At 56.3% G+C, this 26,509-nt stretch carries 28 protein-coding genes; 18 read left to right on the top strand and 10 right to left on the bottom strand.

Going from position 1 to position 26,509, the window contains the following annotated elements; genetic code table 11:
* Positions 1 to 3: 3 nt before the first annotated feature.
* Together SLIT_RS06835 and SLIT_RS06830 are read right to left on the bottom strand one after the other, a co-directional pair.
* A complete protein-coding gene (locus tag SLIT_RS06835; protein WP_013029508.1) occupies positions 4 to 927 on the bottom strand; it encodes a formyltransferase in 924 nt (307 codons plus the stop codon).
* A 36-nt stretch (positions 928 to 963) separates the two neighbouring features.
* On the bottom strand, positions 964 to 1,980 hold the full coding sequence (locus tag SLIT_RS06830; RefSeq protein WP_013029507.1) for a glycosyltransferase: 1,017 nt from the start codon (positions 1,978 to 1,980) through the stop codon (positions 964 to 966).
* A 201-nt stretch (positions 1,981 to 2,181) separates the two neighbouring features.
* Between SLIT_RS06830 and SLIT_RS16330 the strand changes: the two genes are divergently transcribed.
* Positions 2,182 to 3,369 (top strand): methyl-accepting chemotaxis protein, encoded by a 1,188-nt coding sequence (locus tag SLIT_RS16330; protein ID WP_013029506.1) that lies wholly within the window; start codon positions 2,182 to 2,184, stop codon positions 3,367 to 3,369.
* A gap of 21 nt (positions 3,370 to 3,390) precedes the next feature.
* Here the strand turns inward: SLIT_RS16330 and SLIT_RS06820 are convergent, their stop codons facing one another.
* The 4 genes from SLIT_RS06820 to xseA are packed head-to-tail and all read right to left on the bottom strand — an operon-like array spanning position 3,391 to position 7,909.
* A complete protein-coding gene (locus SLIT_RS06820) occupies positions 3,391 to 4,512 on the bottom strand; it encodes a DegT/DnrJ/EryC1/StrS family aminotransferase (protein ID WP_013029505.1) in 1,122 nt (373 codons plus the stop codon).
* Between the two features lie 2 nt (positions 4,513 to 4,514).
* Positions 4,515 to 4,886, bottom strand: a complete 372-nt coding sequence (locus tag SLIT_RS06815; RefSeq protein ID WP_013029504.1) for an EamA family transporter — start codon at positions 4,884 to 4,886, stop codon at positions 4,515 to 4,517.
* Entirely contained in the window at positions 4,883 to 6,532 is a 1,650-nt protein-coding gene (locus tag SLIT_RS06810) for a glycosyltransferase family 39 protein (protein ID WP_013029503.1), read from the bottom strand. Before SLIT_RS06810 ends, SLIT_RS06815 begins: the two co-directional genes overlap by 4 nt.
* A gap of 42 nt (positions 6,533 to 6,574) precedes the next feature.
* Positions 6,575 to 7,909, bottom strand: coding sequence for an exodeoxyribonuclease VII large subunit (gene xseA, locus SLIT_RS06805; protein WP_041421119.1), 1,335 nt, complete (start codon positions 7,907 to 7,909; stop codon positions 6,575 to 6,577).
* Between the two features lie 404 nt (positions 7,910 to 8,313).
* Between xseA and SLIT_RS06800 the strand changes: the two genes are divergently transcribed.
* The 7 genes from SLIT_RS06800 to SLIT_RS06770 all read left to right on the top strand — a co-directional run bounded on the left by SLIT_RS06800 (position 8,314) and on the right by SLIT_RS06770 (position 12,514).
* Positions 8,314 to 8,919, top strand: a complete 606-nt coding sequence (locus SLIT_RS06800) for a MotA/TolQ/ExbB proton channel family protein (RefSeq protein WP_013029501.1) — start codon at positions 8,314 to 8,316, stop codon at positions 8,917 to 8,919.
* Positions 8,920 to 8,928: 9 nt separating this feature from the next.
* Positions 8,929 to 9,351, top strand: coding sequence for an ExbD/TolR family protein (locus tag SLIT_RS06795; RefSeq protein WP_013029500.1), 423 nt, complete (start codon positions 8,929 to 8,931; stop codon positions 9,349 to 9,351).
* A gap of 9 nt (positions 9,352 to 9,360) precedes the next feature.
* Positions 9,361 to 10,344 carry a tetraacyldisaccharide 4'-kinase gene (gene lpxK / locus SLIT_RS06790; RefSeq protein ID WP_013029499.1) on the top strand — a complete coding sequence of 328 codons (984 nt, stop codon included), beginning with the start codon at positions 9,361 to 9,363 and terminating at the stop codon, positions 10,342 to 10,344.
* Between the two features lie 148 nt (positions 10,345 to 10,492).
* Entirely contained in the window at positions 10,493 to 10,678 is a 186-nt protein-coding gene (locus SLIT_RS06785; RefSeq protein ID WP_013029498.1) for a Trm112 family protein, read from the top strand.
* Complete coding sequence (gene kdsB / locus SLIT_RS06780) at positions 10,675 to 11,460, top strand: 3-deoxy-manno-octulosonate cytidylyltransferase (RefSeq protein WP_013029497.1); 786 nt, start codon at positions 10,675 to 10,677, stop codon at positions 11,458 to 11,460. The genes SLIT_RS06785 and kdsB overlap by 4 nt, the downstream gene beginning before the upstream one ends.
* Complete coding sequence (gene adk, locus SLIT_RS06775; protein WP_013029496.1) at positions 11,457 to 12,113, top strand: adenylate kinase; 657 nt, start codon at positions 11,457 to 11,459, stop codon at positions 12,111 to 12,113. Before kdsB ends, adk begins: the two co-directional genes overlap by 4 nt.
* 2 nt (positions 12,114 to 12,115) lie before the next feature.
* Positions 12,116 to 12,514: a GlcG/HbpS family heme-binding protein gene (locus tag SLIT_RS06770; RefSeq protein WP_013029495.1), complete on the top strand. Its 399-nt coding sequence runs from the start codon at positions 12,116 to 12,118 to the stop codon at positions 12,512 to 12,514.
* 106 nt (positions 12,515 to 12,620) lie between these two features.
* On the opposite strand, the gene SLIT_RS06765 is transcribed toward SLIT_RS06770, so the two are convergent.
* Entirely contained in the window at positions 12,621 to 13,397 is a 777-nt protein-coding gene (locus SLIT_RS06765; protein ID WP_013029494.1) for an oxygen-binding di-iron domain-containing protein, read from the bottom strand.
* Positions 13,398 to 13,579: 182 nt separating this feature from the next.
* On the opposite strand from SLIT_RS06765, the gene SLIT_RS06760 reads away from it, so the two are divergent.
* Positions 13,580 to 14,833 carry a 6-phosphofructokinase gene (locus SLIT_RS06760; RefSeq protein ID WP_013029493.1) on the top strand — a complete coding sequence of 418 codons (1,254 nt, stop codon included), beginning with the start codon at positions 13,580 to 13,582 and terminating at the stop codon, positions 14,831 to 14,833.
* Positions 14,834 to 14,886: 53 nt separating this feature from the next.
* On the top strand, positions 14,887 to 16,932 hold the full coding sequence (locus tag SLIT_RS06755) for a sodium-translocating pyrophosphatase (RefSeq protein WP_013029492.1): 2,046 nt from the start codon (positions 14,887 to 14,889) through the stop codon (positions 16,930 to 16,932).
* Between the two features lie 657 nt (positions 16,933 to 17,589).
* Here SLIT_RS06755 and SLIT_RS06745 read toward each other — a convergent pair.
* Positions 17,590 to 17,985: a hypothetical protein gene (locus SLIT_RS06745; protein ID WP_013029489.1), complete on the bottom strand. Its 396-nt coding sequence runs from the start codon at positions 17,983 to 17,985 to the stop codon at positions 17,590 to 17,592.
* Between the two features lie 437 nt (positions 17,986 to 18,422).
* Between SLIT_RS06745 and SLIT_RS06740 the strand changes: the two genes are divergently transcribed.
* On the top strand, positions 18,423 to 18,800 hold the full coding sequence (locus SLIT_RS06740; protein WP_013029488.1) for a c-type cytochrome: 378 nt from the start codon (positions 18,423 to 18,425) through the stop codon (positions 18,798 to 18,800).
* Between the two features lie 63 nt (positions 18,801 to 18,863).
* Here the strand turns inward: SLIT_RS06740 and SLIT_RS15555 are convergent, their stop codons facing one another.
* Together SLIT_RS15555 and SLIT_RS06730 are read right to left on the bottom strand one after the other, a co-directional pair.
* Positions 18,864 to 19,961 (bottom strand): formylglycine-generating enzyme family protein, encoded by a 1,098-nt coding sequence (locus SLIT_RS15555; protein ID WP_013029487.1) that lies wholly within the window; start codon positions 19,959 to 19,961, stop codon positions 18,864 to 18,866.
* A gap of 226 nt (positions 19,962 to 20,187) precedes the next feature.
* Positions 20,188 to 21,093, bottom strand: a complete 906-nt coding sequence (locus SLIT_RS06730) for a LysR family transcriptional regulator (protein ID WP_013029486.1) — start codon at positions 21,091 to 21,093, stop codon at positions 20,188 to 20,190.
* 90 nt (positions 21,094 to 21,183) lie between these two features.
* Here SLIT_RS06730 and SLIT_RS06725 point away from each other — a divergent pair, with 90 nt between their 5' ends.
* From SLIT_RS06725 to SLIT_RS06695, 7 genes are all read left to right on the top strand, one after another.
* A complete protein-coding gene (locus SLIT_RS06725; RefSeq protein WP_013029485.1) occupies positions 21,184 to 22,050 on the top strand; it encodes a pirin family protein in 867 nt (288 codons plus the stop codon).
* Between the two features lie 33 nt (positions 22,051 to 22,083).
* Positions 22,084 to 22,662 (top strand): YceI family protein, encoded by a 579-nt coding sequence (locus SLIT_RS06720; protein ID WP_013029484.1) that lies wholly within the window; start codon positions 22,084 to 22,086, stop codon positions 22,660 to 22,662.
* A 32-nt stretch (positions 22,663 to 22,694) separates the two neighbouring features.
* On the top strand, positions 22,695 to 23,261 hold the full coding sequence (locus tag SLIT_RS06715) for a YceI family protein (RefSeq protein ID WP_013029483.1): 567 nt from the start codon (positions 22,695 to 22,697) through the stop codon (positions 23,259 to 23,261).
* Positions 23,262 to 23,324: 63 nt separating this feature from the next.
* On the top strand, positions 23,325 to 24,392 hold the full coding sequence (locus SLIT_RS06710; protein ID WP_013029482.1) for an alkene reductase: 1,068 nt from the start codon (positions 23,325 to 23,327) through the stop codon (positions 24,390 to 24,392).
* A 90-nt stretch (positions 24,393 to 24,482) separates the two neighbouring features.
* Positions 24,483 to 25,031, top strand: coding sequence for an inorganic diphosphatase (gene ppa, locus SLIT_RS06705; RefSeq protein ID WP_013029481.1), 549 nt, complete (start codon positions 24,483 to 24,485; stop codon positions 25,029 to 25,031).
* 18 nt (positions 25,032 to 25,049) lie between these two features.
* Complete coding sequence (gene folD / locus SLIT_RS06700) at positions 25,050 to 25,904, top strand: bifunctional methylenetetrahydrofolate dehydrogenase/methenyltetrahydrofolate cyclohydrolase FolD (RefSeq protein ID WP_013029480.1); 855 nt, start codon at positions 25,050 to 25,052, stop codon at positions 25,902 to 25,904.
* Positions 25,904 to 26,356: a YiiD C-terminal domain-containing protein gene (locus tag SLIT_RS06695; protein ID WP_013029479.1), complete on the top strand. Its 453-nt coding sequence runs from the start codon at positions 25,904 to 25,906 to the stop codon at positions 26,354 to 26,356. The genes folD and SLIT_RS06695 overlap by 1 nt, the downstream gene beginning before the upstream one ends.
* Positions 26,357 to 26,509: the final 153 nt, after the last annotated feature.

The raw sequence follows: 26,509 nt of genomic DNA, 5'->3' as shown, positions 1-26,509 counted from the left end.
TCCTCAACGATTGAACTCAAACTTTTCCGCGCCGTACTTCGCTGCGAATCCTGCGGCACTCATTTCGACACCATCCAGCTCGAAACGCACCACGCGCAGCACACCGCTTGCGCAGATCGCATACGCCTTGCCTTCTTTAACATAGAAGGCAGGATGTTCTTTGCCGGTCGTTACGTCTTTAGTCACCAGCGTCTGCAGGATGCGCATGGGTTTGCCCATCACCAGAGTCGTCGCACCGGGATACGGCGGCGCCACGGCGCGCACCAGGTTATGTATCTCCTGCGCCGACTGCGACCAGTTGATGACGCCGTCTTCCGCTTTGCGCCCGCCAAAATAGGCACCCTTGCTCAGATCCTGCTTCACTGCCTGTGCCTTGCCGGCCAGCAGCGAAGGTATAACATCGTTCAGCGCCATCTCTGCCGCCACTGTCACCTTCTGGAACACTTCATGCGCCGTGTCATTGGGCAGGATGGGCACTGCCTGCTGTGCCACGATGTCGCCGTTGTCCGGCTTCTCGGTCATGTAGTGCAGCGTGGCGCCGGTTTCCGTTTCGCCGCGGATTATCGCCCAATTCACCGGCACGCGTCCGCGGTATTTCGGCAGCAGCGAACCGTGCATGTTCAGCGCACCGCGCTTGGGAATGGCCAGCAGCGGGGCTTTCAGCATCTCGCGGTAGTAAAACGAAAAGAAGAAATCCGGCTGCAAAGCGCGTATCTGCTCTTCCACTTCAGGCACGTTCGGATTGTCCGGCGTGATGGTCGGGATGCCATGCAATTCGGCCAGCTTCTGTACGCTTTCGAACCAGATGGTCTCTTTCGGATTGTCGCGGTGGGTCACCACCAGCGCCACATCCACGCCGTGCGCCAGCAAAACATTCAAGCAGCGGACGCCGACATTATGATACGCAAACACAACTGCTTTACTCATCACAGGCTTCCCGCAAATCGCTCATCGGCGCCCTGCTCATTCCTCGCCGTCCGCGAACAGGTCGGTTGCAGGTTCAGTCGCAGCTTTGGGCTTGCGCGCACGTTTGGGCTTGTCGTCAGTCTGCTGTTCCAGCAAGGCCTCCACCAGATAGCGCGGCCGATGACGCACTTGCTGGTAGATACGCCCGACGTATTCGCCCAGCAATCCGATACCGAACAGCGCAATGCCGATGAGGAAAAACATCAGCGCAAACAGGGTGAACAGGCCTTCCGCCTCGGGGCCGATCCACAGACGGCGGATCACCAGGAACACGAAGAAAAAACCGGAAAATACCGAGATCAGCATGCCCAGCATGGAGAACATCTGCAGCGGCACCAGCGAGAAGCTGGTCATCAGGTCGAAGTTGAGGCGGATAAGGCTATACATGGAATACTTGGATTCGCCCGCCGCGCGTTCTTCGTGCCCAACCACCACCTCGGCCGGATTGCGCGCGAAGCTGTAGGCTAGCGCCGGAATGAAGGTGTTCACTTCCTTGCAGCTGTTGATCGCGTCGATGATGTTGCGGTCGTAGGCGCGGAACATGCAGCCCTGGTCGGTCATCTTGATGCGGGTGATCTTTTCGCGCAGGCCGTTCATGGCGCGCGAAGCGACATGCCGCCACATGCTGTCGCTGCGCTGACGGCGGATGGAACCGACATAATCATGACCCTCGTCCATTTTTGCCAGCAACAGGCCGGTGTCCTCAGGTGGGTTCTGCAGGTCGGCATCCAGCGTAACGATGCGCTGTCCGCGGCAGTGCTCGAAGCCTGCCATGATCGCCATATGCTGGCCGAAATTGCCGTTGAACAGCACCACACGCGTCACATCGGGCCGTTTCTGGAACTGTTCGCGCAGGATGGCGGCGGAACGGTCGCGGCTGCCATCGTTGACAAAAATGATCTCGTAATCGATGCCAAGCTTGTCCAGTGCGGGATACAACCGGTCAAAGAGGGCCTGCAGGCCCTGCTCTTCGTTATAGACGGGGATGACGACGGAAAGTTGGAGAGCGCTCATAGGGGCGGCATTCTACCGCAGAGCATGGGGTTCGTGAAATCCGCCATTCCGAAGCCGCTCCTGCGGCATTGCCCCTGTAGCAGTTTTATCTAGATAGCTATCTAGACCGTTTGGCATATTGATTTCGCCTGACTTATGGTCGATAACCACACTCGGTAGTCAACCGATATCGCGACTATATACAGTGGCATATCCGGCTGCATGAAACCTTTCATCAACAAGTGGGAGAAGACCATGTTCAATAACGGCTATAAACATGAAGTGGCAAGCCTGAAAGAAAAACTGCACGATTTCGAGCAATTGCTGAACGAACGGGAAAGCAATGTGCGCTCCCTCAGGCAAGAACATGAATCTGTCATGGCGAAATTCAACGGTACGTCGGAACTGGTCGTCATGCACGAAGGATTGTTCCAGCATATGAACTCCTATTGCGAATCCGCCAAGGAGATTCAGAGTTCGCTGGCGACCCTGGCGAGTACCATGAAGCATGAGAACGAGCAGATCGGCGAGACCACGGGCGCGTTGAGCATGAACCTGGTTGCGGTGGAGCGCATCTCCAACAACCTGCAAAAGATGTCGGAAAAGACTGTCGAGACGGCTGTCAGCGTCGATCACCTGAACGAACGCACCAGCCAGATCGGCAGCATCGTCAAACTGATCAAGGAAATCGCCGAACAGACCAATTTGCTGGCACTGAATGCCGCCATCGAAGCGGCCCGTGCGGGCGAACAGGGCCGCGGCTTCGCGGTGGTGGCTGACGAGGTACGCAAATTGGCCGAACGCACTTCCACCGCCACCAGCGAGATCGGCCAACTGGTCGGTGCGATTCAGAAAGAAACCGCGGCCGTCAAAGCGCTGGTGGAAGTCAGCCCGCAACAGGCCGAGGAGTTCCATAAAGACGGACAGCAGGCAGCCAGCAGTATGGGAGAACTGATGCAAGTCACCGTACAGATGAAGAAGGCGATCGGCACGACTGCTTTACGCACTTTCATCGAAGTCGCGAAAATGGATCATCTGGTCTACAAGTTCGAGATATACAAAGTATTTCTCGGCACTTCATCGAAAAAACCTGAAGAATTCTCCAGCCACCAGTCCTGCCGCCTCGGCAAGTGGTATTACGAAGGCGAAGGCAAGCACTGTTTTTCCAAACTGCACGGGTATCAGGAAATGGCGGAGCCGCATCAGCGCTTCCACCGTTATGGCGTCGAAGCCGTTACCCATTATCACGAAGGACAATACCAGAGGGGCCTGGAAGCGATCGCCGAAATGGAAAAAGCCAGCTTCATGGTGCTGGAATCGCTGGAGATGATTGCCGAAAGCGGCAAGGAAAACATCAATTCTGAAAATTACCAGGAATGCCGCGAATCCATGCAGGCTACCAGGCACTGATCGCCAATATTCGCGCTCCGGTCAACTGCCCAGCACCTCGCGTACAGCCACCACCACACGCTCCACATCCGCGTCGCTCATCCTGGGAAACATCGGCAAGCTGACGATGCGGCGGCCCACACTTTCGGCGATAGGGAACATGCCTTCCCTGAAGCCGCGCTCGCGGTACATCTGGAACAGGTGGATCGGTGGGTAATGCACCCCGCAGCCGATGTTGCGGGCTTTCATCTTTTCCATGAATTCGGACCGCACCACACCTTGCGGCAGCACGATCTGGAACATGTGCCAATTGGTATTTTCGAAATTTGCCAGCGGCAGTTGCACGCCGGTCTGTTGCTCGAAATCCGCACCGAAGGTGGCGAAGTAATGTTTGGCCAGCACATGGCGGCGTGCGGTGATGGCTTCCAGTTGCGGCAACTGGTTCAAGCCGATCGCGGCGGCCACGTCGGTCATGTTGTACTTGCCGCCCAGCACGTCTACTTCCATGCCGTCGAAGCCGCTGCGCGTGACGCCTTGCAGGCGATATTTCTCGGCGAGCCGCGCTTCGTCCTCGTTGTTCAGCACCAGGCAGCCGCCTTCGGTGGTGGTGAGGTTCTTGTTGGCCTGGAAACTGAACGAGACATAATCGCCGAATGCACCGATGCGCTTGCCCTTCCACAAGGAGCCGATAGCCTGCGCCGCGTCTTCCACCACGCGCAGCTTGTATTTGGCAGCGATGGCATACAGCCTGTCGCGGTCCACCGGCAAACCGGAAAGATCGACCGGGATGATGGCGCGGGTAGCTGGTGTGATGGCCGCTTCGACCTTGTCCAGATCAATGTTGCGCGTGACCGGGTCGATGTCCGCAAACACAGGCGTGGCGCCGACCTCGATGATCACATTGGATGTCGCCACCCAGGAGATGGGCGTGGTGATGACTTCGTCGCCCGGCCCGATACCCGCGATGCGCAAGGCGATCTCCATGGTGCAGGTACCGGAGTTGAAAGTGCGCACCGGGCGCCCGCCGAAATAGGCCGAGAGTTGTTTCTCGAATTCCGCCACTTTGGGTCCGCTGGTGATCCAGCCGGAGCGCAGCACGTCGCCAACTGCCGTGATGGCGGCTTCATCGATGAAGGGTTTGGTGAAAGGTAAGAATTCAGACATGCTCAAGCTCTCGAAATAATGATGACACCAAAGATGATCACACCCATACCGACCAGCTTGGTCGGATTGAAGGCTTCGCCCAGCAGATACCAGGCCGCAATGGCATTGACCACATACGCCATGGACAGCATGGGAAAGGCGATGCTGACCGGCACGCGCGACAGCGCCAATATCCATACCACCACGCTGATGCCGTAGCAGAACAAGGCGGTGACGATGTGCCACTCGGTCGCCAGTTTCCAGCCGATGGGCAGGATGTTGGCTGTACTGAACTCGAAATGACCTATAGCATTGGTGCCGGCCTTCATCAGGATCTGCGCGGCGGCATTGAGCATCACGCCAGTGAAGATCAAACCGAAACTGACCAGGTTCATGGTTTGCTCACCACAACATACTGTTCGTCACGATAGATCTCTTTCATTGGCATTCCTTGTTCCTGGAGAATATGAAGCAACGGCGTCGGCACGATAGCATAAGCATCCTTTTGTATGCTCCAGCGCTTAGCCAGTTGATCCGCAGTCGGTATCCAGCGTTCCGGTTCCATCTCGATGCCGAACGCCATCTCGTCCTGAAAATCGACCAGAGTGAATGTGCGCTTGAGGTAGAAAGGCAATGTCTGCTCGTAGCAAAACACGGAATAGAACGGCACTCCCGGCTTGATCAACGGTCTGATCGCGTCGGCAAGGATATAGCTGGAACGCTCCGGAGCGATAGTGTTATAGCCCGAAGTTGCCAACTGCGAAGCTGCGAGCGAAGAGAAAGCCAGCACGATGACCGCTGCCATCTTGCGATCAAGGCGCAGCGACCATAATGCCGCCACGGTGCCGACGAGCCAGAGTACCGCTGCGACCAGCAACCATACCGAGTAATTGCCGTACATCTGATGTTGTAACGGTGTGTCCGCCGCAATCTTGACAGCAAAAGGGATAACTCCCAGCAGGACGGCAACCACCACCAGCACCGGAACGGTCAGCCAGAACAAGCGGCGCGCATTCATCTCGGCAAGCTGCTTGCCCATCAACAGCGCCAGCGGCGGGAACATCGGCAACAGATACGACGGCAGTTTGGAATCGGAGATCGAGAAAAACACATAGATGAACACCGTCCACACCAGCAGGAAACGCTCCGCACTGAATTCCCTCGCCTTCTGCACACTGCCGCGCCAAGAACGCAGCAATGCGTCGAACATCAGTGCCGTCCAGGGCAACATGCCCAGCAGCAGGATCGGCACGAAGTAGTACCAGGGCTGGAAGCGCCCGTGCACTTTGGTGGTGAAGCGTTCGAGGTGCTCGTGGATGAAGAAGAAATGAAAGAATTCGGGATTGTCTCGCATGACCAGTACGAACCAGGGAGTGGCGATCAGGAAGAACACCAGCAGCCCGCCGATCCAGTGCATGCGCTTCCATATCCTGATATCGCGATTGAATATCGAGTACAGGAACAATGCCGCACCCGGCAGAACCAGACCCATCAATCCTTTGCTCAGCACCGACAGCGCCAGCGCAGCCCAGGCCAGCAGCATCCAGTTCCGTTGTTGCGCATCGTGTTCTTCTTTTTGTGCGAGGAGCAACGAAAAAATGCCGAGCGTGATGAAGAAGGTCACGCCCATGTCCAGCGTATTGATGTGCGCCATCATCGTGTAGAGCATGCTGCTGCCCAGCAGCAACGCCGCATAGATCCCCGCCTCGCGCCCGAACAGCCGCGCCCCCGCGAACCATGCCAGCAGGATGCCGGCGAATCCGGTCAGCGCTGTCCAGATGCGCGATGTCCATTGATGTTCGCCGAACACCTCGTAAGCCACTGCAGTGGCCCAATATTGCAAGGGCGGTTTTTCGAAATACTTCAGCTCGTTCAGGCGCGGCGTCGTCCAGTCGCCGCTAACCACCATCTCGCGCGGGATCTCGGCATAGCGGCCTTCGTCGGGCCGGATGAGTTTGCGATATTCCAGATTGCCGAACCAGATGACTACGACCGCCAGCAACACCAGCCAGAGTCCGCGTCGGGAAATGTCATTCTTCATAGAAATAAATCGGGGGGCTTGAAAGCAGGTGCGGATTTTAACCTAATCTGAATTGGGCTCGTGCTTTTCCTGCACCACTGCATGCACGCCACCCTGGGCAAAGGTGATATCCAGCTTCTCGCCCAGTTCAAGACTATCGCTGCTCACGACGATATTGCCCTGCACATCGCGCACCATGCTGTAGCCGCGCGCCAGCACCTGTTTCGGATCGAGAAGTTGCAAATGCTGCCGCAATGCGGTCAGGCGTGCATCATGGCGATCCAGGGTTTGCAACATGGCACCATTCAAGCGGCGCGCCAGATTAGACTGCTGCTCCTGCAGTCGGGCGAGATTCGGGCGCGCCCCGCGCAGCCTGTGCCACAACATGCTCCAGCGGCCTTGCTGACGCTGCATTGCATGGTCATGGGCGAATCGCATGCGTTGCTGCAGCGCTTCCAGGCGCTCGCCTTGCTGCCGGATGCGCTGCGCCGGGTGAACCAGCCGGTGTTGCAGGAAATCCACTTGTTGCATGCCTTGCTCGAATCGCCGCGCAACAGCGCGTACCAAGCGTTGCCGATGCTGCGCCAATCGTTGCCGCAGCTCCTGCTTATCCGGCACCACCGCCTGTGCCGCCGCCGTCGGTGTGGCGGCGCGAAGATCGGCCACGAAATCGGCAATGGTGAAATCTGTTTCGTGCCCGACACCGCTCACCACCGGGATATGGCTGGCTGCAATGGCGCGTGCAACCACCTCTTCATTGAACGCCCACAGGTCTTCGATACTGCCGCCACCACGGCACACGATGAGCACATCACACTCGGCGCGCTGACTCGCCAACCTGATCGCCTGCGCGATCTTTTGTGCTGCGCCTTCGCCCTGCACCGGTGTCGGATACAACAGCACAGGCACATTGGGCATGCGGTTCGCCAGGGTACGCAATACATCGCGCAACGCCGCCGCTTGGGGCGAGGTCACGATACCTATCTGCTTCGGCAGCAACGGCAAGTCGCGCTTGCGCCCGGCATCGAACAAGCCCTCGGCTTCAAGTTTGTTTTTCAGATGCTCGAACGCTTCATACAGTGCACCCAATCCGGCCGGACGCATCTTTTCCAGCGTCAGCTGGAAATCGCCGCGCGCTTCATACAATGTCGCCAGCGCCAGCACCTCTACTTGCATGCCGTTGCTCGGCTTGAATTCCAAGTACTGGCTTTTATGCCGGAACATCACGCAACGCACCTGCGCCTGCTCGTCCTTGAGTGAAAAATACCAGTGTCCAGAAGCTGCGCTGACGAAATTGGATATCTCGCCGCGCACCCACAACAACGGCAATCCTCCCTCAATCAATTGTTTCGCCGCGAGATTCAGTTCGCGCACACTCAATACATGGTTCTTGTCCATCAGACTTCCCTGTTTTTCACATTCGTCCATGCAAATTTTTTTCATCGAATAGGCCAAATGGCATATTGACAAATCATTTCAATCCACAACCCCAGTAAATTCGCCACTTTCCATGAAGGTGAGATCACGAAAGAATGACAACTTACGATATCGTATTGTTTTATATGTATTTTGTTGCGGCGTGTTTTTTGAGCAATCCAGCGAAAATGGCTACAGTACAAGGCCTAAGACAGCCATCCCGGATATTCATGCACAAAGTTATCCACAGTTTTTGTGCATAAGAAAACAATTTGCTTATACTGCTATCAGTTAGCGCTAAGGACATATCTCCCTCCTTGCTCAAACATGGCCTACAAGATACAGTGCCGCCTTCGAATTTAAGCATAATTTCCTGGAGACGTTGCGTGATCACACTCATTGAAGCGGCTGGTTGGCCGATCTATTTACTCCTCATTGCATCCCTGGTAGCTGTCGCACTCATCACTGAACGAGCCCTTTATCTGCGTAGCAAGAAGATCGTGCCCCCCACCCTGCTGGACGAAGTGGTGCAGGAACTCAAGCAGCGCGGCGTCAGCCTGCAGATGCTTGCAAAATTGAGCGAAGGTTCGCCGCTGGGCAAAGTTTTCGCTGCCGGGCTGAAGAACATCAAGAGCGCGCCCGAGGTGATGAAAGAGTCCATAGAGGAAGCCGGACGCAGTGCCGCACACGACCTCGAACGCTTCCTTACCACTCTAGGAACCATCGCTTCGATCAGTCCGCTGCTCGGCCTGTTCGGAACGGTGATCGGCATGATCGAGATATTCGGCTCCCAGAACGCGGGCGGTGCTGCGCCCACCGAGCTTGCCCACGGCATCTCTGTCGCCCTGTACAACACCGCGTACGGCCTGATCGTGGCCGTGCCCAGCATGATCGCTTACCGGCATTTCCGTGCCCAGGTCGATAGCCTGACTATCGAAATGGAACAGCAGGCGATCAAACTGGTCGAGATCGTGCATGGCGAGCGGAAATAAGGGGCTGATATGAATTTTCGACGCGGACAATCTCGCGACGAGCCGGAGATCAACCTGATCCCGATGATCGACGTATTGCTGGTGATCCTGATCTTTTTGATGGTCACCACCAGCTACTCCAATTTTGCCCACTTGCAGATCAATCTCCCGCAAGCGGCAGGCGATGAAGGCGTGTCCGCAGCCGGCAAACCGATCAATGTCGCCGTCGATGCCTCGGAACATTATGCCGTGAACAGCGTGCGAACAGCTTTCAAAAATCCGGCTGATTTCAGCGAAGTCCTGCGCAAGGCCGCCGCCGGGCAGGATGATCCGACCATCATCATCAACGCAGATGGAAAAGCCACCCACCAGTCGGTCATCAACATCATGGAAGCCGCTCGCGTAGCCGGTTTCGGTCGCATCACTTTCACCACGCAGAACCAGAATAAATAACCGATCGGCATGGAGCGGCTGCAACACCATTGGTATCGCATCACGCCGCTTCACCTGCTGCTGTTTCCCCTTAGCCTGTTTTTCGGTGCGCTCGTTTTTTCGCGGCGCCTGCTCTACCGCAGCGGAATACTGGCTTCAGTCAGGCTGCCCGCCCCGGTCGTCATCGTCGGCAACATTAGCGTGGGCGGAACAGGCAAGACGCCGCTCACCTTGTGGCTGGCTCAGCAGCTGATCGAGAACGGCTGGCATCCCGGCATCGTCAGCCGTGGATACACAAAAAACGGGAAGCGCAGGAAAACCGCTCGTGAAGTCTCTATCGACGATGCCGCAGACGAAGTCGGCGACGAGCCGCTGCTGATGGCGCAGCGCGCACTTTGTCCCGTGTGGATCGGCCGCGACCGTCCTGCAGCAGCGAGCGCCCTGCTGCAGGCACATCCCGAATGCGACATCATCCTGAGCGATGACGGTCTGCAGCATTACCGCTTGCAGCGCGACGCAGAGATCGTCGTCGTGGACGGCGCAAGGCGTTTCGGCAACGGATTGCTGCTGCCTGCCGGACCGCTGCGCGAACCGGTGTCGCGCATGCGCCATGCGGACGCGATCGTGATCAACGGTGGCGATGCGCAAAAGCATGAATTTGCCATGACCCTTAATGGTTCCCTTTTCTACAACCTGCTCAATCCCGGCACAATATTGCCTGCGGGCGATTTCGCCGGAAAAAATTTGCATGCTATTGCCGGCATTGGACATCCCAAGCGTTTCTTTTCGCACCTGGAGCATCTTGGCCTGGTTGTTCAGCAGCATGCTTTCCCGGATCACCACCGCTACGCTGCCGACGATATTGCCCTCGAAGATGCGGAGGCGATACTCATGACCGAAAAAGATGCGGTAAAATGCTCCCGCTTCGCCACCGAGAGATGCTGGGTGCTGCGCGTGGATGCGCAAGTCAGTCCGGCTCTCACCCAACTTATCCTGAAAAAGGTCACGCCATAGTGTGTCTCCCAAGAAATTCACTTTTGAGTGATGAAGCGCAAGGAGCCGCACAGCGAATGACGAGACATACCACAGAGGTAGGCGAGGAAAGAGCGAGCACGCGACGCGGCGATTCGCTATCAAAATGAATTTATTGGAGTACACACGAATGGACGCAAAACTTCTCGATATATTGGTTTGCCCTCTGTGCAAATCTCCGCTCATCTACCACAAGGCCGAACAAGAGCTGATCTGCAAGGCAGACCGGCTGGCCTTCGCAATCAAGGACGATATCCCTGTGATGCTGGCAGACGAGGCGCGCGAACTCTCGTTGAAAGAGGTCGAAGCGCTTTGATACCTTACTTCAAGGTCGTCATTCCCGCCCGCTTTGCCTCGACCCGCCTGCCCGGCAAACCGCTGCTGGACATAGGCGGAAAGCCGATGGTGATCCGGGTCGCAGAACAAGCCGCACTGAGCGGCGCACAACAAATCATCATCGCCACCGATCACCCGCCCATCGTCTCCGTGGCACAGGAGCATGGTTTTCAGGCTTGCATGACGCGTGCCGACCACAACAGCGGCACCGACCGCATCGCCGAAGTCTCCATCCAGCAAGGCTGGACGGACGATACCATCGTGGTCAATGTGCAGGGCGACGAGCCATTGATCCCCCCCGACCTCATCCGTGCCGTCGCCCGGCACCTGCACGAACATGGCGACTGTTCGATCGCGACCGCCTGCCATCCCATCCATGACGATGCCTCCATGCGCAACCCGAACATCGTCAAGACGGTGCTGGACAAACTTGGCAACGCCCTGTATTTCAGCCGCGCTCCCATTCCCTGGCCGCGCGATGCCTATGCCCAGAATCAGCCATTACCCCAAAACATCGATGTGCTGAGGCACATCGGCATCTACGCCTATCGCGCCGGTTTCTTGCGCGCATACGGCGAGCTTGCCCCCTCCATGCTTGAACAGGTCGAATCGCTGGAACAACTGCGCGCGCTGTATCATGGCTACAAGATAGGTGTGACCATCGCCCAGGAGGCCCCGCCCAGCGGAGTGGATACCGAACCGGATTTGCAGGTTGCCAGAAGGATTTTCGAAATACATCACAACTTGAGGAGCGAACCATGAAACTGATTCTGTTAGGAGCACCCGGCGCAGGAAAAGGTACCCAGGCGAATTACATCAAGGAGAAATTCGGCATCCCGCAGATATCGACCGGCGACATGCTTCGCGCAGCCATCAAGGCAGGCTCTCCCTTGGGCATCGCGGCAAAAAAAGTGATGGATGCGGGGAACCTGATCTCCGACGAGATCATCATCAATCTGGTCAAGGAGCGCATCAAGGAAGCGGACTGCACGAACGGATTCCTGTTCGATGGTTTCCCCCGCACCATCCCGCAAGCACAAGCTATGAAAGATGCAGGCATCCGCATCGACTACGTAGTGGAGATTGACGTGGCGGACAACGAGATCGTCCAGCGCATGGGCGGTCGCCGCGTGCATCTGGCGTCAGGACGCACCTACCATGAAATATTCAATCCGCCCAAGGTGCCGGGCAAAGATGACATCACCGGCGAAGACCTGGTGCAGCGCCCTGACGATGCGGAAGACACCGTGATCAAACGCCTTAGTGTCTACCACGAACAGACCCAACCCCTGGTCGAGTATTACACCGCATGGGGAAAATCCGGGGATCCGAACGCCCCGAAGATCATCCATATTCCCGGGATCGGCAGTGTGGAAAGCATACGCGATCAGGTATTCCGCGCATTGGGCAAGTGAGCATGGCAACCAAACCCATCCTCACACTGGAAGATGCCAAGCGCGTGGCTGCCGCTGCCGATACGGAAGCGCAAGCCAACGCATGGAAGGTCGTCATCGCCGTGGTGGACGACGGCGGCCACCTGCTCTATCTGCAACGCAGTCACGACACGCAATTCGGCAGTGTCGAGACGGCGATCGCCAAGGCGCATGCCGCAGTAGCGTTCCAGCGTCCAACCAAAGCATCGGAAGATGCGGTACTGAGCGGACGCCTCATCCACCTCGCCTTGCCCGGCGTGATTCCGGCTGAAGGCGGTGTGCCACTGATGCGCGACGGCCTCATTGTCGGCGGACTCGGCATCAGCGGCGTACGATCCTTTCAGGATGGACAGATCGCCCAGGCCGGCGCGAACGCGCTGTGATTTTATAAAGCGCCTCTTCAGCTAAGCCTGACTCGCTCAAATCCTGTCGAATGAAAACGGGCATCACCCTTTACGGATGATGCCCGTCCGGATGGATCTGCAATACTCAGTTTGCTGGAATGCGGTAGTTTTCCTGCGTCAGCAGGTCGATACCGCAAGGCAAGGCTTCGATCCAGTTAAGGAACTCGTTCACCATCTTCTTGCCCACGAAAGCTCGACCGTGCTGGGGTACGATGGCCTCGACGTCCAGCTGGCGAACCATGTTGACCCAGAAACGGCAAATCTTGTTGGAGATCATGTAGCGTTTGTGGAAACCTTCCATGTACTGGATGTGCGACTTGAAATTTTCCACCGGTTTGTCCGCTTCGGTATGCCCCACCAGAGAAGCCCCCATGTCGCCCGAAAAAAGTATCTTGCTGACCGGATCGTAGAACTGGAAATTGCCTTCAGAGTGCATGAAGTGCGCCGGAATCGCCTTGATGAAGGAATCGCCCAAAGACAGATTCATGCCTTCGTCCGGAATGCCCTGCACGCGCCCGGCAGAATTGTCTCCGCTGCAAAAATGCGGCACGAAGCGCACCCATAGTTTGGAGATCATCACTTGGCAGTCGGAGTGGATCATCCATTTGTTGACCGAGGCGATGATGTCTGGATCTGCATGAGAAGCCAGGATATATTTGAGTTTCTTCGGCGGGAAGTAATTGTGCATCTCCATCAACAGGCCGTTATAGGTCATGTTGCCGCCCGGGTCGACCAGCGCACCCTGCCCGTTATCGACGATCAGGAATTGGTTGGCCTGTACCGCCTCCCCGGCGGAGTCATCCACCAAGTCGTCGAACATCAGACATTGGTGTTTGCCGTTATTGAACAATTCGATGGCCATCTGCTTCTTCCCCCTAAATTCTATTGATTTCACATCCTGTGCGGCGCCATTCTACTTGAGTCTGGGCCAAGCCGACAGGCCGTGATTTCCTTCAGTAACACCTGCATCCTCGAAAAGCGTTAAGATAGCTCCGGCATCGCGACCCGGACGGTTACATCACAATTACTGATGGAGAGCAGAATATGGCTAAAAAGAACGCGTTCTATGCACAATCCGGCGGCGTCACAGCCGTCATCAATGCTTCAGCCTGCGGCGTCATCGAGACCGCCCGCAATCACAAAGACAAGATCGGCAAGGTATACGCGGGGCGCAACGGCATCATCGGCGCCCTCACCGAAGACCTGATCGACACCACCAAAGAATCCGCCAAAGCCATCGCTGCGCTGCGCACCACACCTTCCGGTGCATTCGGATCCTGCCGCTTCAAGCTCAAATCACTGGAACAGAACAAGCGCGAATACGAGCGCCTGATCGAAGTATTCAAGGCACACAACATCGGCTATTTCTTCTACAACGGCGGCGGCGATTCGGCCGACACCTGTTACAAGGTATCGCAATTGTCCGAAACCATGGGTTATCCGGTGCAGGCCATCCATGTACCCAAGACCGTTGACAACGATCTGCCGATCACCGATTGCTGCCCCGGTTTCGGTTCTGTCGCCAAGTACATCGCCGTTTCCACGCTGGAGGCCAGCTTCGATGTACGCTCTATGGCCAAGACTTCGACCAAGGTGTTCGTGCTGGAGGTGATGGGCCGCCATGCCGGCTGGATCGCCGCAGCCGGGGGGCTCGCCGAAGAGCAAGGAATTCCGGTGGTCATCCTGTTCCCGGAGATCGAATTCGACCAGAAGAAGTTCCTCGCCAAGGTCAGTGCGATGGTGGAGAAGCACGGCTATTGCAGCGTGGTGGTGTCGGAAGGCTGCCATTACCCGGATGGCAAGTTCCTCGCCGAACAGGGCACGCGCGATGCCTTCGGGCACGCCCAACTCGGTGGGGCTGCCCCCGTGGTCGCCAATATGGTCAAGGAGGCGCTGGGGCATAAGTTCCATTGGGCTGTAGCCGATTATCTGCAACGCGCCGCACGCCACATCGCCTCCAAGACCGACGTCGAACAGGCTTATGCGCTGGGCAAATCCGCAGTCGAGCTGGCACTCAAAGGCCAGAATGCCGTGATGCCGACGGTGGAGCGCATTTCAGACAAGCCATACAAATGGAAGGTCGGCGTCGCTCCGCTGTCGAAAGTCGCCAACGTCGAAAAATTCATGCCGCGCAATTTCATTACACCTGACGGCTTCGGCATCACCGAAAAATGCCGCGCCTATCTCACGCCACTCATCAAGGGCGAGGATTACCCGCCATACAAGGACGGATTGCCACAATATGTGCAATTGAAAAATATAGCCGTCGCAAAGAAATTGGCAGAGTTCAAGATTTAATTGCCGTTAACCCGCCGCTCCCCAAGGAGCGGTTTTTACTTGAGGAGAAGATCATGGCAGGTGGCTTGGGTTTTGCACTGTTTTGTGCGATTGCAGCGATTCTGTATGGCGTAATTTCGAGTAAGTGGATATTGGGATTATCGACCGGCAGCGAGAAGATGCAGAGCATCGCAGCTGCGGTACAAGAGGGAGCCTCCGCCTATTTGAAACGTCAGTACACTGCCATCGCCTGGGTCGGTGTTGCTTTGTTCATCGCCATCTTCTATGCGCTCCACTGGCAGACTGCGGTGGGCTTCGCCATCGGCGCTCTCCTTTCGGGTTTGACCGGCTTCATCGGCATGAACGTCTCGGTTCGCGCCAATGTACGCACTGCGGAGGCAGCCAAAAACGGACTTAATGCCGCCTTGAATGTCGCATTCAAGGGTGGCGCGATCACAGGCTTGCTGGTGGTTGGCCTGGGTCTGCTCGGCGTGGCGGGGTATTATATCTTTCTCACCAGCATGGGCGAGACCACGACGCAGGCTACACATGCCTTGGTAGGATTGGGCTTCGGCGGATCGCTGATCTCCATCTTCGCCCGTCTCGGTGGCGGCATCTTCACCAAGGGTGCAGACGTTGGTGCCGACCTGGTCGGTAAAGTCGAAGCCGGTATCCCGGAAGATGACCCTCGCAACCCAGCCGTGATCGCCGACAACGTGGGCGACAACGTCGGTGACTGCGCTGGTATGGCAGCCGACTTGTTCGAGACCTACGCGGTGACCATCATCGCCACCATGGTGCTGGGCGGCCTGATGATCTCGGGCGACTCACCCAATGCGGTGATTTATCCCCTCGTATTGGGCGGAGTTTCCATCATTGCTTCGATAGTCGGCACCTTCTTCGTCCATGCCCGCGAAGGCGGCAAGATCATGAACGCCTTGTATCGCGGCCTGACCGTCTCCGCAGTACTCGCACTCGTCGCGTTCTATCCAGTGACCAAATGGATACTCGGCGATGGCGTGATGATTGGCGGCACATTGGTATCGTCGATGAATCTGTACCTGGCTTCGCTGATCGGTCTCGCATTGACAGCAGCAATGGTGTGGATCACTGAATATTACACCGCCACCGAATTCAGCCCGGTAAGGCATATCGCACAAGCTTCCACCACCGGCCATGGCACCAACGTCATCGCTGGACTGGGTGTTTCCATGAAATCCACTGCGGCACCAGTGCTGGCCGTGTGTCTGGCGATCTATGCCGCTTACTCACTGGGTGGAGAACATGGTGGCTTGTACACCATCGCCATCGCTGCAACCTCGATGCTCTCCATGGCCGGCATCATCGTGGCACTCGACGCTTACGGCCCGATCACCGACAACGCTGGCGGTATCGCGGAAATGGCCGGTCTGGATGAGTCCATCCGCAACATCACCGACCCGCTCGACGCCGTGGGCAACACCACCAAGGCTGTTACCAAAGGCTACGCCATCGGTTCCGCCGGTCTGGCCGCGCTGGTACTGTTTGCCGACTACACCCACGCACTTTCCACCAATCACCCAGGCATGCTCTTTGACTTGTCCGATCACATGGTCATCATCGGTCTGTTCATCGGCGGCATGGTGCCATACCTGTTTGGCGCGATGGGCATGGAAGCGGTGGGCCGCGCGGCAGGTAGCGTGGTGGTTGAAGTGCGCCGCCAGTTCAAGGAAATCCCCGGCATCATGGAGGGCACCGGCAAACCGGAATACGGCACCTGCGTGGACATGCTGACCAAAGCCGCGATCAAGGAGATGATTATTCCTTCGCTGTTGCCTGTTGCCGTACCCGTCATCGTAGGCCTGATCCTCGGCCCGGTGGCTCTGGGCGGCGTGCTGGTCGGCACCATCGTCACCGGCATTTTCGTTGCGATCTCGATGACCACCGGCGGCGGCGCATGGGACAACGCGAAGAAATATATCGAGGAAGGCAACTACGGCGGCAAAGGCTCGGAAGCGCACAAGGCGGCTGTGACCGGTGACACCGTGGGCGACCCCTACAAGGATACTGCCGGTCCGGCGGTGAACCCGCTGATCAAGATCATCAACATCGTTGCGCTGATGATCGTTCCGCTACTGTAATCACAGCTCTCGCTGTTGATCAAAAACCAAGGGGCCGGCGAATCGTCGGCCCCTTTTATCCAAGTCGTCGAATACACCCGGCTGTTTTCGCATCAATCCGGAAGCATTTGATCCGTCTCCACGCGATCAACTGATCATTGCGGATTGCCAAGCTTGCTGCAGCGCGATTCCATATATGGCCCCTGAAATCTATACCATGCCTCTCCGGGAGATATTTGCGCGCAGATGATCGTTCCGTCCGTCCTGTTCTTCCATTTATACCAGGGAGCACCGGCTGCGAACGCGCCAAAACAGAGCAGCAACAGCATCCCCCCGACAGCAAATCTTGAAGTCATGCAGCATCCTTTCACACTCGGCCCACAGAGCGAATTGCCTGCAGGACATATTGGCAACATCGGTTCAAACGATGTCACAGTTTACCCTGGCCAGCAACAAGACCGAATTTCGCCAAAGACTCCATCCCTTCCAGCGTGCCTATTGCCCTGCACTGCCTCTTTCCTGAAAGCCGGTCATGGATCCAATTGACCCTCAATGTGAGGCGAAGAACAGCACACCTATCAAGACGAGCACCAAAGTGATCGCGAAGAAAGTCAAAATACTGCTCCATACGCTACTCATCATATTCTCCTTTTGTTCGGTCTGTACCTCATAAAGGATTTACCACTCTTGCGGCATACGGTGCTTCTCCGGAAGCAGGTCTATGATCTCCTTTTGCACGGAAATACTGTGCTCTTCGTAAAGCGCCGCACCGCACAAAGACGAAGATTCATCGACATTGACAGGCACTTTCTCCCCTTGCCATACCCAATTCACCGGCAAGCACATACCCAGGATGCTCTCGGTTGGATAATCGGACTGAACGATACCGATAGCCTTGATATGCAATTCCAATTGCGGTGTACACTGCTTGATGAAAACGATGTCTTCGTTCTTGATCGGCGCAACGATGGCGTGCAAATCCGGCCGCCCATCTCCATCGTGCGGGATGCATACGACACTCCTGTCGATGAAACCTTGTGCTTTGAATTCGTCAATTCCAAAGAATGCAGCCATGGTAGCCTCCCTTCTGCAGAAGAAAGTACATGCAGGAGTAGTCTGGCGCTTGGATCAACCCGATATCGCGTAATTCGCATGTCATCACTACGCATTTGTCCCTCTTGCAGGAGCTGCGACATGCGCGACAACCAGAATACTTGCTGTTCTCGCATATTCAACTATACATACCCAAGTGTTTTATTCAAGCACTTAGGCCAAATATTTGGGTTTTGTTTCCATTTAACATTCTCATCCGGGCGTGTTGCATTAAACGCTAATTTAACCTCCATTTAATGATTAATTTACGTTTTATTAACATACTCATTGCTAGGATATGCGGCGTCGAACTATCCAAAATGCATCACAAACTCATATCTTTGTGATAAATCGACAAATTAAGATAGACGACAGATCAGAAAGTTAATCTTTCGTAATTTAAACAATCAGGGGAAACAATGAAATCTTTTATCGTAAACATAACAGTAGCAGCAGGCTTGATGATTGCAGGTAGCGCAATGGCAGCCGAGATGCCTGCTGTAGCCAAGAAAAATGGCTGTACAGCTTGCCACGCAATCGATCACAAGGTGGTTGGCCCAGCTTGGGCTGATGTAGCCAAGAAGTACAAGGGCGCTACAACATACAAGTATTCGAACAACGGTTCGGCAGCTGCCGATGCCAAGGAATATCCTCTGGTTGAAGGCCTGATGGTGAAGGTTTCCAAGGGCGGCCATGGTAACTGGGGTTCCGCAGCGATGGTTCCTAATGACCCATCCGGCAAGAAGCAAGGCGACATGAAGGAATTGGTCGAGTTTATCTTGGGTCTCGCCAAGTAAGTTTTGCACCAATAACAAAAAAGCCGACGCAAGTCGGCTTTTTTGTTTTCAGTTTCACTTCTGCTAAGGCAGCGTCATTGCCAGACGGAAACCATAACTATAGTAACGGTAATTCGGACCGAACTTGGAACGCGAAGCCGCGCGGCTGAATTTCTGGTCGTACCCCCACGATCCCCCGCGAAGCACATGCATGGACGAATCGCCATCCCATGCACTGCCATCTATGGGAGCACCCGTGTAACTATCGTGATAGGTATCCTGGACCCATTCCCATACGTTGCCGCTCATGTCGTATAGGCCGAAAGCATTGGCTTGCTTGGTTGCAACCGGATGGGGGGTATTGAAGAAGAAACTGCCGCTATTGAAACTGGTCCACGACACGGCGTTCCCATTGTCACTGCCACAAAACTCCTGCTGATTTCCGGCACGGCAGGCATATTCCCATTCGGCCTCGGAAGGCAGGCGATAATTCTTTCCAGTCTTGGCATTGAGCTTGTGGATGAACGCCTGGGCATCATCCCAGCTGACCTGCTCCACGGGGCAGTTGTCGCCACAGCCAGTGAAATAGCTCGGATCGCTACCCATCACCGCATGCCATTGCGCCTGTGTCACCTCAGTCTTGCCAATGGCGAAGCGTTTCGCAATGGTCACATGATGTACAGGCTTCTCGTCCGGCTCTCCATCGTTCGAACCCATATCGAAACTGCCTGCCGGTATCTCCACCATTTCCGGACATTCCGGGCAGTCCTTTGAAGTCTTGCCGGCTTCCGGTACGACCACCAATTCCCATTGGTATATCTTGTCCTGCGCTGCACGCGCATCGGGGCCATCTGGAGCAAGCATCAGATAGCGTTTCATTTCCTGTGTTGCATCACGATACTTATTTGTATCACCAAGCAGCAAGGCAAGCCGGAAGTGTCCCTCCGGCCACCAGGGGGCGATATTCAAAGCCTTGCCATAGAGTTCCATTGCCTTGCCAGGTTGCTTCTGTTGCACCATGAATTCAGCCTGGACCTTGTACTTGTGCGCCTCTTCGGACAACACCGGCTTGGGTTTCGCCGCCAGGTATTTAGTGACGACCTCCTGGAATGGGTCGTTAGTGCTTTCGGCGAACGCAGGTGCACAGATCAGAATGAAAACAACTGCCAGACATTTCCGCATGTAATTCAAGATTAAGCCCCTTCATGGTCGATTCGTTGGTGGAATCATTTGGTGATTGTAGCTGTTTTCCAGATCAGGAATATTCATGATGTGTTACAAGTTCGATCAAATCCGCGTTTCAAGTTCCAATATTACAACGGCGATATTCGCCAGGGCCGGGGAGGAATCGTTTGAGGATCGCTGACGTCAATATCCGATGCAATGCACTTCCTGTTACTGAATCCTTTCAACCTCTTTCCATAAACCTCTCGAGATGATCGAGAAAAACACGGGTCTTCGCGGGTAGATAGCGGCGCATCGGCATCACCGCCCATGCCGGTACGGAGGGCAGGCACCATTCCGGCAACACCCGGACAAGACGATTGCGGCGCACGTCTTCCAGGGTGAATCGGTCGGGCAACGCACCGATGCCGGCGCCGTCCAGCAGCAATTGCTGGATGACGCCGATGGAATTCAACGCCAGCCGCCCCGGTGGCACGCCTTCCCAATTGGATTTACCTCGTGACAGTTTCCATGGGATCAATTGCCCCTGGTCGGAGAGCATCCTGAGCGTAGTGTGCTGCAGTAGCTCCTCCGGATGTTTCGGCGCCGGATGCAGTCCCAGATAGATTGGACTGGCATACAGGCCGAAGTGTTGTTCGTCTATCTTGCGGGCGACCAGGGTCGAATCGTTCTCCAATGTCCCCATGCGGATGGCAAGATCGAAACGTTCCCCGATCAGATCGACGAGGCGCGAACTCAGATCAAGATCCAGATGGATCTCCGGATAGGACTCGATAAAGGTGGCAAGCGCCCGCGACAGATTCTGCTTGGCATAGTCTTCAGGCATGGAGACGCGCAAGCGGCCATGCGGCTTCACATCCTGGCTGCGCACAAAATCCTGGGCAGTGGCGACTTCTTCGGCCACGCGGCGGCAATGATCGAGGAATTCCTGTCCGAATTCGGTGAGCGTCAGGCGTCGCGTCGTGCGCAACAGCAACCGCTGGCCCAGAACCGTCTCGAGATTGGTCAAACGCCGTGAAACAGTCGCCTTTGGCATGCCCAGATGCTCGGCTGCACGCACCAGACTTTCCTGCTCGGCAATGGCAGCGAACAAGATGTAATCATCGGCAGAAATATTCTTTTGTTCCATTTATGGGACAGTCTATCTCGTATTCATGGCTTTATCTAATATTTCGAGACGCCTAATATGCAACCACTTTACTCCACTAAGGAGATGAACATGAACACCACTATTCAACAAACCCGGCTGCAATCGCGAACTGTCGAGCGCATCGTCGAAGGCATCGCCACTTCGGATGGTGCGGGCGTGAAACTGACCCGTGTACTCACCGGACATTTGCAACGCCGACTCGACCCCTTCCTGATGCTGGATGCATTCGGCAGCGACGATCCGGACGATTACATCGCGGGATTTCCCGATCATCCTCATCGTGGTTTTGAAACGGTGACCTACATGCTTGCCGGACGCATGCGCCACCGCGATAGCGCTGGACATGAAGGCTTGCTGGAAAACGGCGGAGTACAGTGGATGACCGCCGGTCGCGGCGTGATCCACTCGGAGATACCGGAACAAGAGGATGGCGTGATGGAAGGTTTCCAGCTTTGGCTCAACCTGCCGGCAAAAGCAAAAATGGCTGAGCCCTGGTACAAGGATTTCGCCAGCGCGACGATACCGGAATATGTCACTGCAAATAGCGTTACCGTACGCGTGATCGCCGGCGACAGCAACGGTGTGGCAGGCGCTGTGACGCGCGAGGTCACGGAACCGCTGTATCTCGACATCCACCTTCCTGCCGGAACTTCATTCACGACCGCGTTACCGCACACGCATAACGCATTCATCTTCGTCTATCGCGGCGCAGTGAAAGTTGGAGAAACACAAGTGGACTCGCAGCGCATGGCCATCCTGAGCAACAAGCCGGAAGCCGATGGCATCACTGTCGCCACGGCGGAAGATTCCCGCCTGATCCTGGTTGCGGGCAAGCCGCTCAACGAGCCCATCGTGCAGTATGGGCCGTTCGTGATGAACAAGCAGGAGGAGATACACCAGGCTCTGGACGATTTTCGTCACGGACGCCTGGCCTGAATCGAATTCATGCGAACCATTCCAAGGAAAACAATGAACATCCCCGCCAAGTGCCTGTCTGGAATTTCCATGCTGTTGCTGCTGACTAGCCCGGCATCTGCCCTTGAATACAAGCTGGCGCAGCCGGAACAGAGCGTAGTGACGTTTGGTTTTACGCTGATGGGTGCGCCGCTTGAAGGCACATTCAGGAAATTCGCGACCGAACTTTATTTCGACCCAGCCAAACTTGCCAAAGCACAAGCTCGCATCGAAGTGAATGTCGCCAGCATAGACACCGGCTCGAACGAAGGCAATGAAGAGGTGGTTGGAAAGAAATGGTTCAACGCCAAAGACTATCCCACCGCAACTTTTGTCTCCACCGGCCTCAAGGCACTGGGTGGCAACCGTTATCAGGCAACCGGCAAACTCAGCATCAAGGGCAAGACGCTTGATGTCGCCGCACCCGTCACCTTCCAGTCGGAAGGGACACGCGGCACCTTCGACGGCACCTTCTCCATCAAGCGCCTCGACTACATGATAGGCGAAGGCGAATGGACCGATGTCAGCTCGGTCGCCAACGAAGTCCAAATCAAGTTTCACGTCGTAGTGAATGCATCACCTGCTAGGAAGTAGTTTGACCTTAACCAACCAACAAGGAGAACACCATGAATAGATTAGTTGCCCTGACCCTCGCCGCGTCGCTGTCTTCCGTAGCATATGCGGCACCCGAAACATATATGATCGACACCAATCACACCAAGCCGCGATTCGAATACAACCATATGGGATATTCCACCCAGCTCAGCCGTTTCGATACCGTGAAAGGCTCGATCACGATCGATCGCGCCGCCAAGACCGGATCTGTGGATGTGGAGATCGACGCCAAGTCCGTCGATACCGGATATCCCCTGTTCAACGGTCACCTGCAGGGAGATGACTTCTTTGATACCGCAAAATATCCCACCATCACGTTCAAGTCCGACAAGGTCGAATTCAACGGCGACAAGGTAGCTGCAGTGGAAGGCAACCTGACCATCAAGGGCATCACCAAACCGGTGACGCTGACCGTGACCTCTTTCATGTGCATGCCCCACCCGATGATGAAGAAAGAAGCCTGTGGAGCAAACGCCACTGCCCAAATCAAACGCTCCGAATTCAACATGGCCAAGTATGCACCGCTGGTCAGCGATGAAGTGACCCTGACCATCCCGGTAGAATCCATCAAACAATAATGCCCAACCTCCTTCTTCCTCCGGGAAGAAGGAGTCATTGGCACAGCTTGCAAGGAGCACGACATGAGCAACACACTGTTCACCCCCACCACGCTGGGAAGACTGCAACTGAAGAACCGTGTCGTCATGGCACCGATGACGCGATCTCGCGCCACCGACAACGTGCCGAACGAACTGATGGAAAAATATTACCAACTGCGCGCCGGTGCGGGCCTTATCATCACCGAAGGCACCTCCCCTTCTGCGAATGGTCTGGGATACGCGCGCATTCCCGGCATGTTCTCCGACGCCCAGGTGCAAGGCTGGAAGCGCGTGAACGATGCCGTACACAAAGCCGGCGGCAAGATATTCATACAGCTGATGCACACCGGACGCGTCAGCCACCCTGCCAACATGCAGCCAGGCACCAGGATACTGGCACCCTCTGCCCTCGCCGCTCCGGGCGAGATGTGGACCGACAGCAGCGGCATGCAGCCGCATCCGGCTCCAGCCGAAATGAGCGAAGCCGATATCGAGCACGCGATCGCCGAATACGCTTCTGCTTCGAAGCGAGCCATCGAAGCCGGATTCGACGGAGTCGAATTGCATGCGGCGAACGGCTACCTGATCGACCAGTTCCTCAATACCGCCACCAACCAGCGTACCGACAAATGGGGCGGCAGCGTCGAGAACCGCGTCCGTTTTGCTACTGAGGTGGCCAAGGCAACGGTTGCCGCCATCGGAGCGGAACGCGTCGGCATGCGCATCTCGCCTTATGGTGCGTTCAATGGCACCGTTTCCGACGCCAAGATGGATGCGTTATACCTGCGGCTGATCGAGGAACTGAACAAGCTCGGCTTGGTGTATATCCACATCGTCGATCACAGCTCGATGGGTGCGCCGGAAGTCAGCCCGGAGCTGAAAGCCAAGATACGCGCCAACTTCAAAGGCAAATACATCCTCTCCGGCGGCTATGACCTGGCACGCGCGAATACCGACCTCGAAGCACAACGCGGCGATCTGGTCGCATTCGGTCGCCCGTTCATTTCCAACCCGGACCTGGTACACAAGCTGCAAAACGGGACTGCACTGACCGCACCGGATTCCAGCACGTTCTATACCCCGGGGGAAAAGGGCTATACCGACTACTGATCCCGATCGTTCCCGGGCGGCGGTCTTTGGCAGACTGCCGCTCGGTGATACAATTCGCGCCTTTCAATTTTCACGTAAAGGCGTCGCACCATGAGCTTGAACAAAGTCCCCTCCGGCAAAGACCTTCCCAACGACTTCAACGTCATCATCGAGATCCCGATGCATGGCGAGCCGGTCAAATACGAAGTGGACAAGGATTCCGGCGCGATCTTCGTGGATCGCTTCATGAACACCGCGATGCACTATCCGTGCAACTACGGCTATATCCCGCACACATTGTCCGACGACGGTGATCCTGTCGACGTGCTGGTCATCACCCCGGTGCCATTGAACAGCGGAGTCGTGGTGCGTTGCCGCCCGCTGTGCGTGCTGAAGATGGAAGACGAATCCGGTTTCGATGCCAAGGTGCTGGCGGTACCGGTGGACAAGCTTTCCACCCTCTATCGCGGCCTGAAGAGCCACACCGAACTGCCCGAGATCGTGCTGAAACAGATCGAACACTTCTTCGCCCACTACAAGGACCTCGAGCCCAACAAGTGGGTCAAGATCGGCGGCTGGGAAGGCGTGGAAGAAGCGCGCAAGGAAATCATGGCTGGCGTCAAGAATTACGAGAACAGTTCCGACAAACCGCAGTTCTGAACTTTTCAGGAGACAAAGATGACCGCACGCATCATTGATGGAAAAGCCATCGCGCAGGAAGTGCGCGCCGAATGGAAAGTGCGTGCCGACGCCCTCAAGGCACGCGGCATCACGCCGGGGCTGGCGGTCATCATCGTCGGCGAAGACCCTGCCTCCAAGGTCTACGTCGCCAACAAAGTGAAGGCCTGCGCCGAGTTGGGCCTGTACTCCGAACACATCGCGTTGCCCGCCGACACCAGCGAAGCGACGCTACTGGCGAAGATCGCCGAACTGAACGCCGACCCGAATATCCACGGCCTGCTGGTGCAACTGCCGGTGCCCAGGCACATCGACAGCGACAAGATATTGAACGCCATCAGCCCGGACAAGGACGTGGACGGCTTCCATCCGATGAACGTCGGCGCGCTGGCCACCGGCAGCATGCGCTTCGCGCCCTGCACGCCTTACGGCTCGCTGATCCTGCTGCAAAAGAGCGGCGTGGATATCGAAGGCAAGCATGCCGTGGTGGTGGGCCGCAGCAACATCGTCGGCAAACCGATGGCACAGCTGCTGTTGCAGCACCACGCCACCGTCACCATCTGCACCTCCAAGACCCGCGACCTCGCCAAGCACACGCGCGACGCCGACATCCTGGTGGTCGCCACCGGCAAACCGAAGATGATCACCGGCGACATGATCAAACCGGGCGCTGCAGTCATTGACGTCGGCATCAACCGCATGGAAAACGGCAAGCTCTGCGGCGATGTGGATTTCGATTCAGCCAAGGAAGTCGCCGGCTGGATCACTCCCGTCCCCGGCGGCGTCGGCCCGATGACCATCACCATGCTGGTGGCGAACACCGTGCAATCAGCAGAGCGCGCGGCCGGCAAGTAATGCCCGCCCCCACGCCGCAAGCGTTACAGGACTACCTCCACGCCCACATCCCGCTGTCGAAAGCGATGGCCGTGGAGGTCAGAACTGCCAGCCCTGCAGGCGTCTGCCTCGCCGCTCCGCTCGCACCCAACATCAACCATCGCGACACCGTATTCGGTGGCAGCGTATCTGCCGTCGCCATCCTCTCGGCTTGGGCGCTGCTGCACGTCAGCCTGCTGGATGCAGATATCAAGGCGCGCCTCGTCATCCAGAAGAACAGCATGAGCTATGACCTGCCCATGCCCACCGATTTCACCGCTGAGGCTGTAGTTCCCGCTCCCGAGAAATGGCAACGCTTCCTTGCCACGCTGTCGAAGCACAAGCGCGCCCGCATCAGCGTCCAATCCTCGTTGTATTGCGAAGGGAAAAAGGTCGGCGAGTTCGAAGGCGACTTCGTCGCCATCATCCTGTAGCGATCGAGACTTTCTTACCAAGACGAACAAGAGGCGGTCTCGGCAGAAATCCAATGCATTCATCTCTTAATCGGCCGTAGCGGAAGTCCGGGATGGGCCGCTGAAACTTCTGCACTGCTCAGTATTGCGGACATGCTGAGCACCACCACATAC

The organism is Sideroxydans lithotrophicus ES-1, from assembly GCF_000025705.1.
GTDB lineage: Bacteria > Pseudomonadota > Gammaproteobacteria > Burkholderiales > Gallionellaceae > Sideroxyarcus > Sideroxyarcus lithotrophicus.
This window is presented reverse-complemented; position numbering and strand designations above follow the sequence as displayed.

Excerpts from the sequence above, each read along its gene's own strand:
- SLIT_RS06835 (WP_013029508.1), bottom strand. The coding sequence starts at position 927 with ATGAGTAAAGCAGTTGTGTTTGCGTATCATAATGTCGGCGTCCGCTGC.
- SLIT_RS06830 (WP_013029507.1), bottom strand. The coding sequence starts at position 1,980 with ATGAGCGCTCTCCAACTTTCCGTCGTCATCCCCGTCTATAACGAAGAG.
- SLIT_RS16330 (WP_013029506.1), top strand. The coding sequence starts at position 2,182 with ATGAAACCTTTCATCAACAAGTGGGAGAAGACCATGTTCAATAACGGC.
- SLIT_RS06820 (WP_013029505.1), bottom strand. The coding sequence starts at position 4,512 with ATGTCTGAATTCTTACCTTTCACCAAACCCTTCATCGATGAAGCCGCC.
- SLIT_RS06815 (WP_013029504.1), bottom strand. The coding sequence starts at position 4,886 with ATGAACCTGGTCAGTTTCGGTTTGATCTTCACTGGCGTGATGCTCAAT.
- SLIT_RS06810 (WP_013029503.1), bottom strand. The coding sequence starts at position 6,532 with ATGAAGAATGACATTTCCCGACGCGGACTCTGGCTGGTGTTGCTGGCG.
- xseA (WP_041421119.1), bottom strand. The coding sequence starts at position 7,909 with ATGGACAAGAACCATGTATTGAGTGTGCGCGAACTGAATCTCGCGGCG.
- SLIT_RS06795 (WP_013029500.1), top strand. The coding sequence starts at position 8,929 with ATGAATTTTCGACGCGGACAATCTCGCGACGAGCCGGAGATCAACCTG.
- lpxK (WP_013029499.1), top strand. The coding sequence starts at position 9,361 with ATGGAGCGGCTGCAACACCATTGGTATCGCATCACGCCGCTTCACCTG.
- SLIT_RS06785 (WP_013029498.1), top strand. The coding sequence starts at position 10,493 with ATGGACGCAAAACTTCTCGATATATTGGTTTGCCCTCTGTGCAAATCT.
- adk (WP_013029496.1), top strand. The coding sequence starts at position 11,457 with ATGAAACTGATTCTGTTAGGAGCACCCGGCGCAGGAAAAGGTACCCAG.
- SLIT_RS06770 (WP_013029495.1), top strand. The coding sequence starts at position 12,116 with ATGGCAACCAAACCCATCCTCACACTGGAAGATGCCAAGCGCGTGGCT.
- SLIT_RS06765 (WP_013029494.1), bottom strand. The coding sequence starts at position 13,397 with ATGGCCATCGAATTGTTCAATAACGGCAAACACCAATGTCTGATGTTC.
- SLIT_RS06760 (WP_013029493.1), top strand. The coding sequence starts at position 13,580 with ATGGCTAAAAAGAACGCGTTCTATGCACAATCCGGCGGCGTCACAGCC.
- SLIT_RS06755 (WP_013029492.1), top strand. The coding sequence starts at position 14,887 with ATGGCAGGTGGCTTGGGTTTTGCACTGTTTTGTGCGATTGCAGCGATT.
- SLIT_RS06745 (WP_013029489.1), bottom strand. The coding sequence starts at position 17,985 with ATGGCTGCATTCTTTGGAATTGACGAATTCAAAGCACAAGGTTTCATC.
- SLIT_RS06740 (WP_013029488.1), top strand. The coding sequence starts at position 18,423 with ATGAAATCTTTTATCGTAAACATAACAGTAGCAGCAGGCTTGATGATT.
- SLIT_RS15555 (WP_013029487.1), bottom strand. The coding sequence starts at position 19,961 with ATGCGGAAATGTCTGGCAGTTGTTTTCATTCTGATCTGTGCACCTGCG.
- SLIT_RS06730 (WP_013029486.1), bottom strand. The coding sequence starts at position 21,093 with ATGGAACAAAAGAATATTTCTGCCGATGATTACATCTTGTTCGCTGCC.
- SLIT_RS06725 (WP_013029485.1), top strand. The coding sequence starts at position 21,184 with ATGAACACCACTATTCAACAAACCCGGCTGCAATCGCGAACTGTCGAG.
- SLIT_RS06720 (WP_013029484.1), top strand. The coding sequence starts at position 22,084 with ATGAACATCCCCGCCAAGTGCCTGTCTGGAATTTCCATGCTGTTGCTG.
- SLIT_RS06715 (WP_013029483.1), top strand. The coding sequence starts at position 22,695 with ATGAATAGATTAGTTGCCCTGACCCTCGCCGCGTCGCTGTCTTCCGTA.
- SLIT_RS06710 (WP_013029482.1), top strand. The coding sequence starts at position 23,325 with ATGAGCAACACACTGTTCACCCCCACCACGCTGGGAAGACTGCAACTG.
- ppa (WP_013029481.1), top strand. The coding sequence starts at position 24,483 with ATGAGCTTGAACAAAGTCCCCTCCGGCAAAGACCTTCCCAACGACTTC.
- folD (WP_013029480.1), top strand. The coding sequence starts at position 25,050 with ATGACCGCACGCATCATTGATGGAAAAGCCATCGCGCAGGAAGTGCGC.
- SLIT_RS06695 (WP_013029479.1), top strand. The coding sequence starts at position 25,904 with ATGCCCGCCCCCACGCCGCAAGCGTTACAGGACTACCTCCACGCCCAC.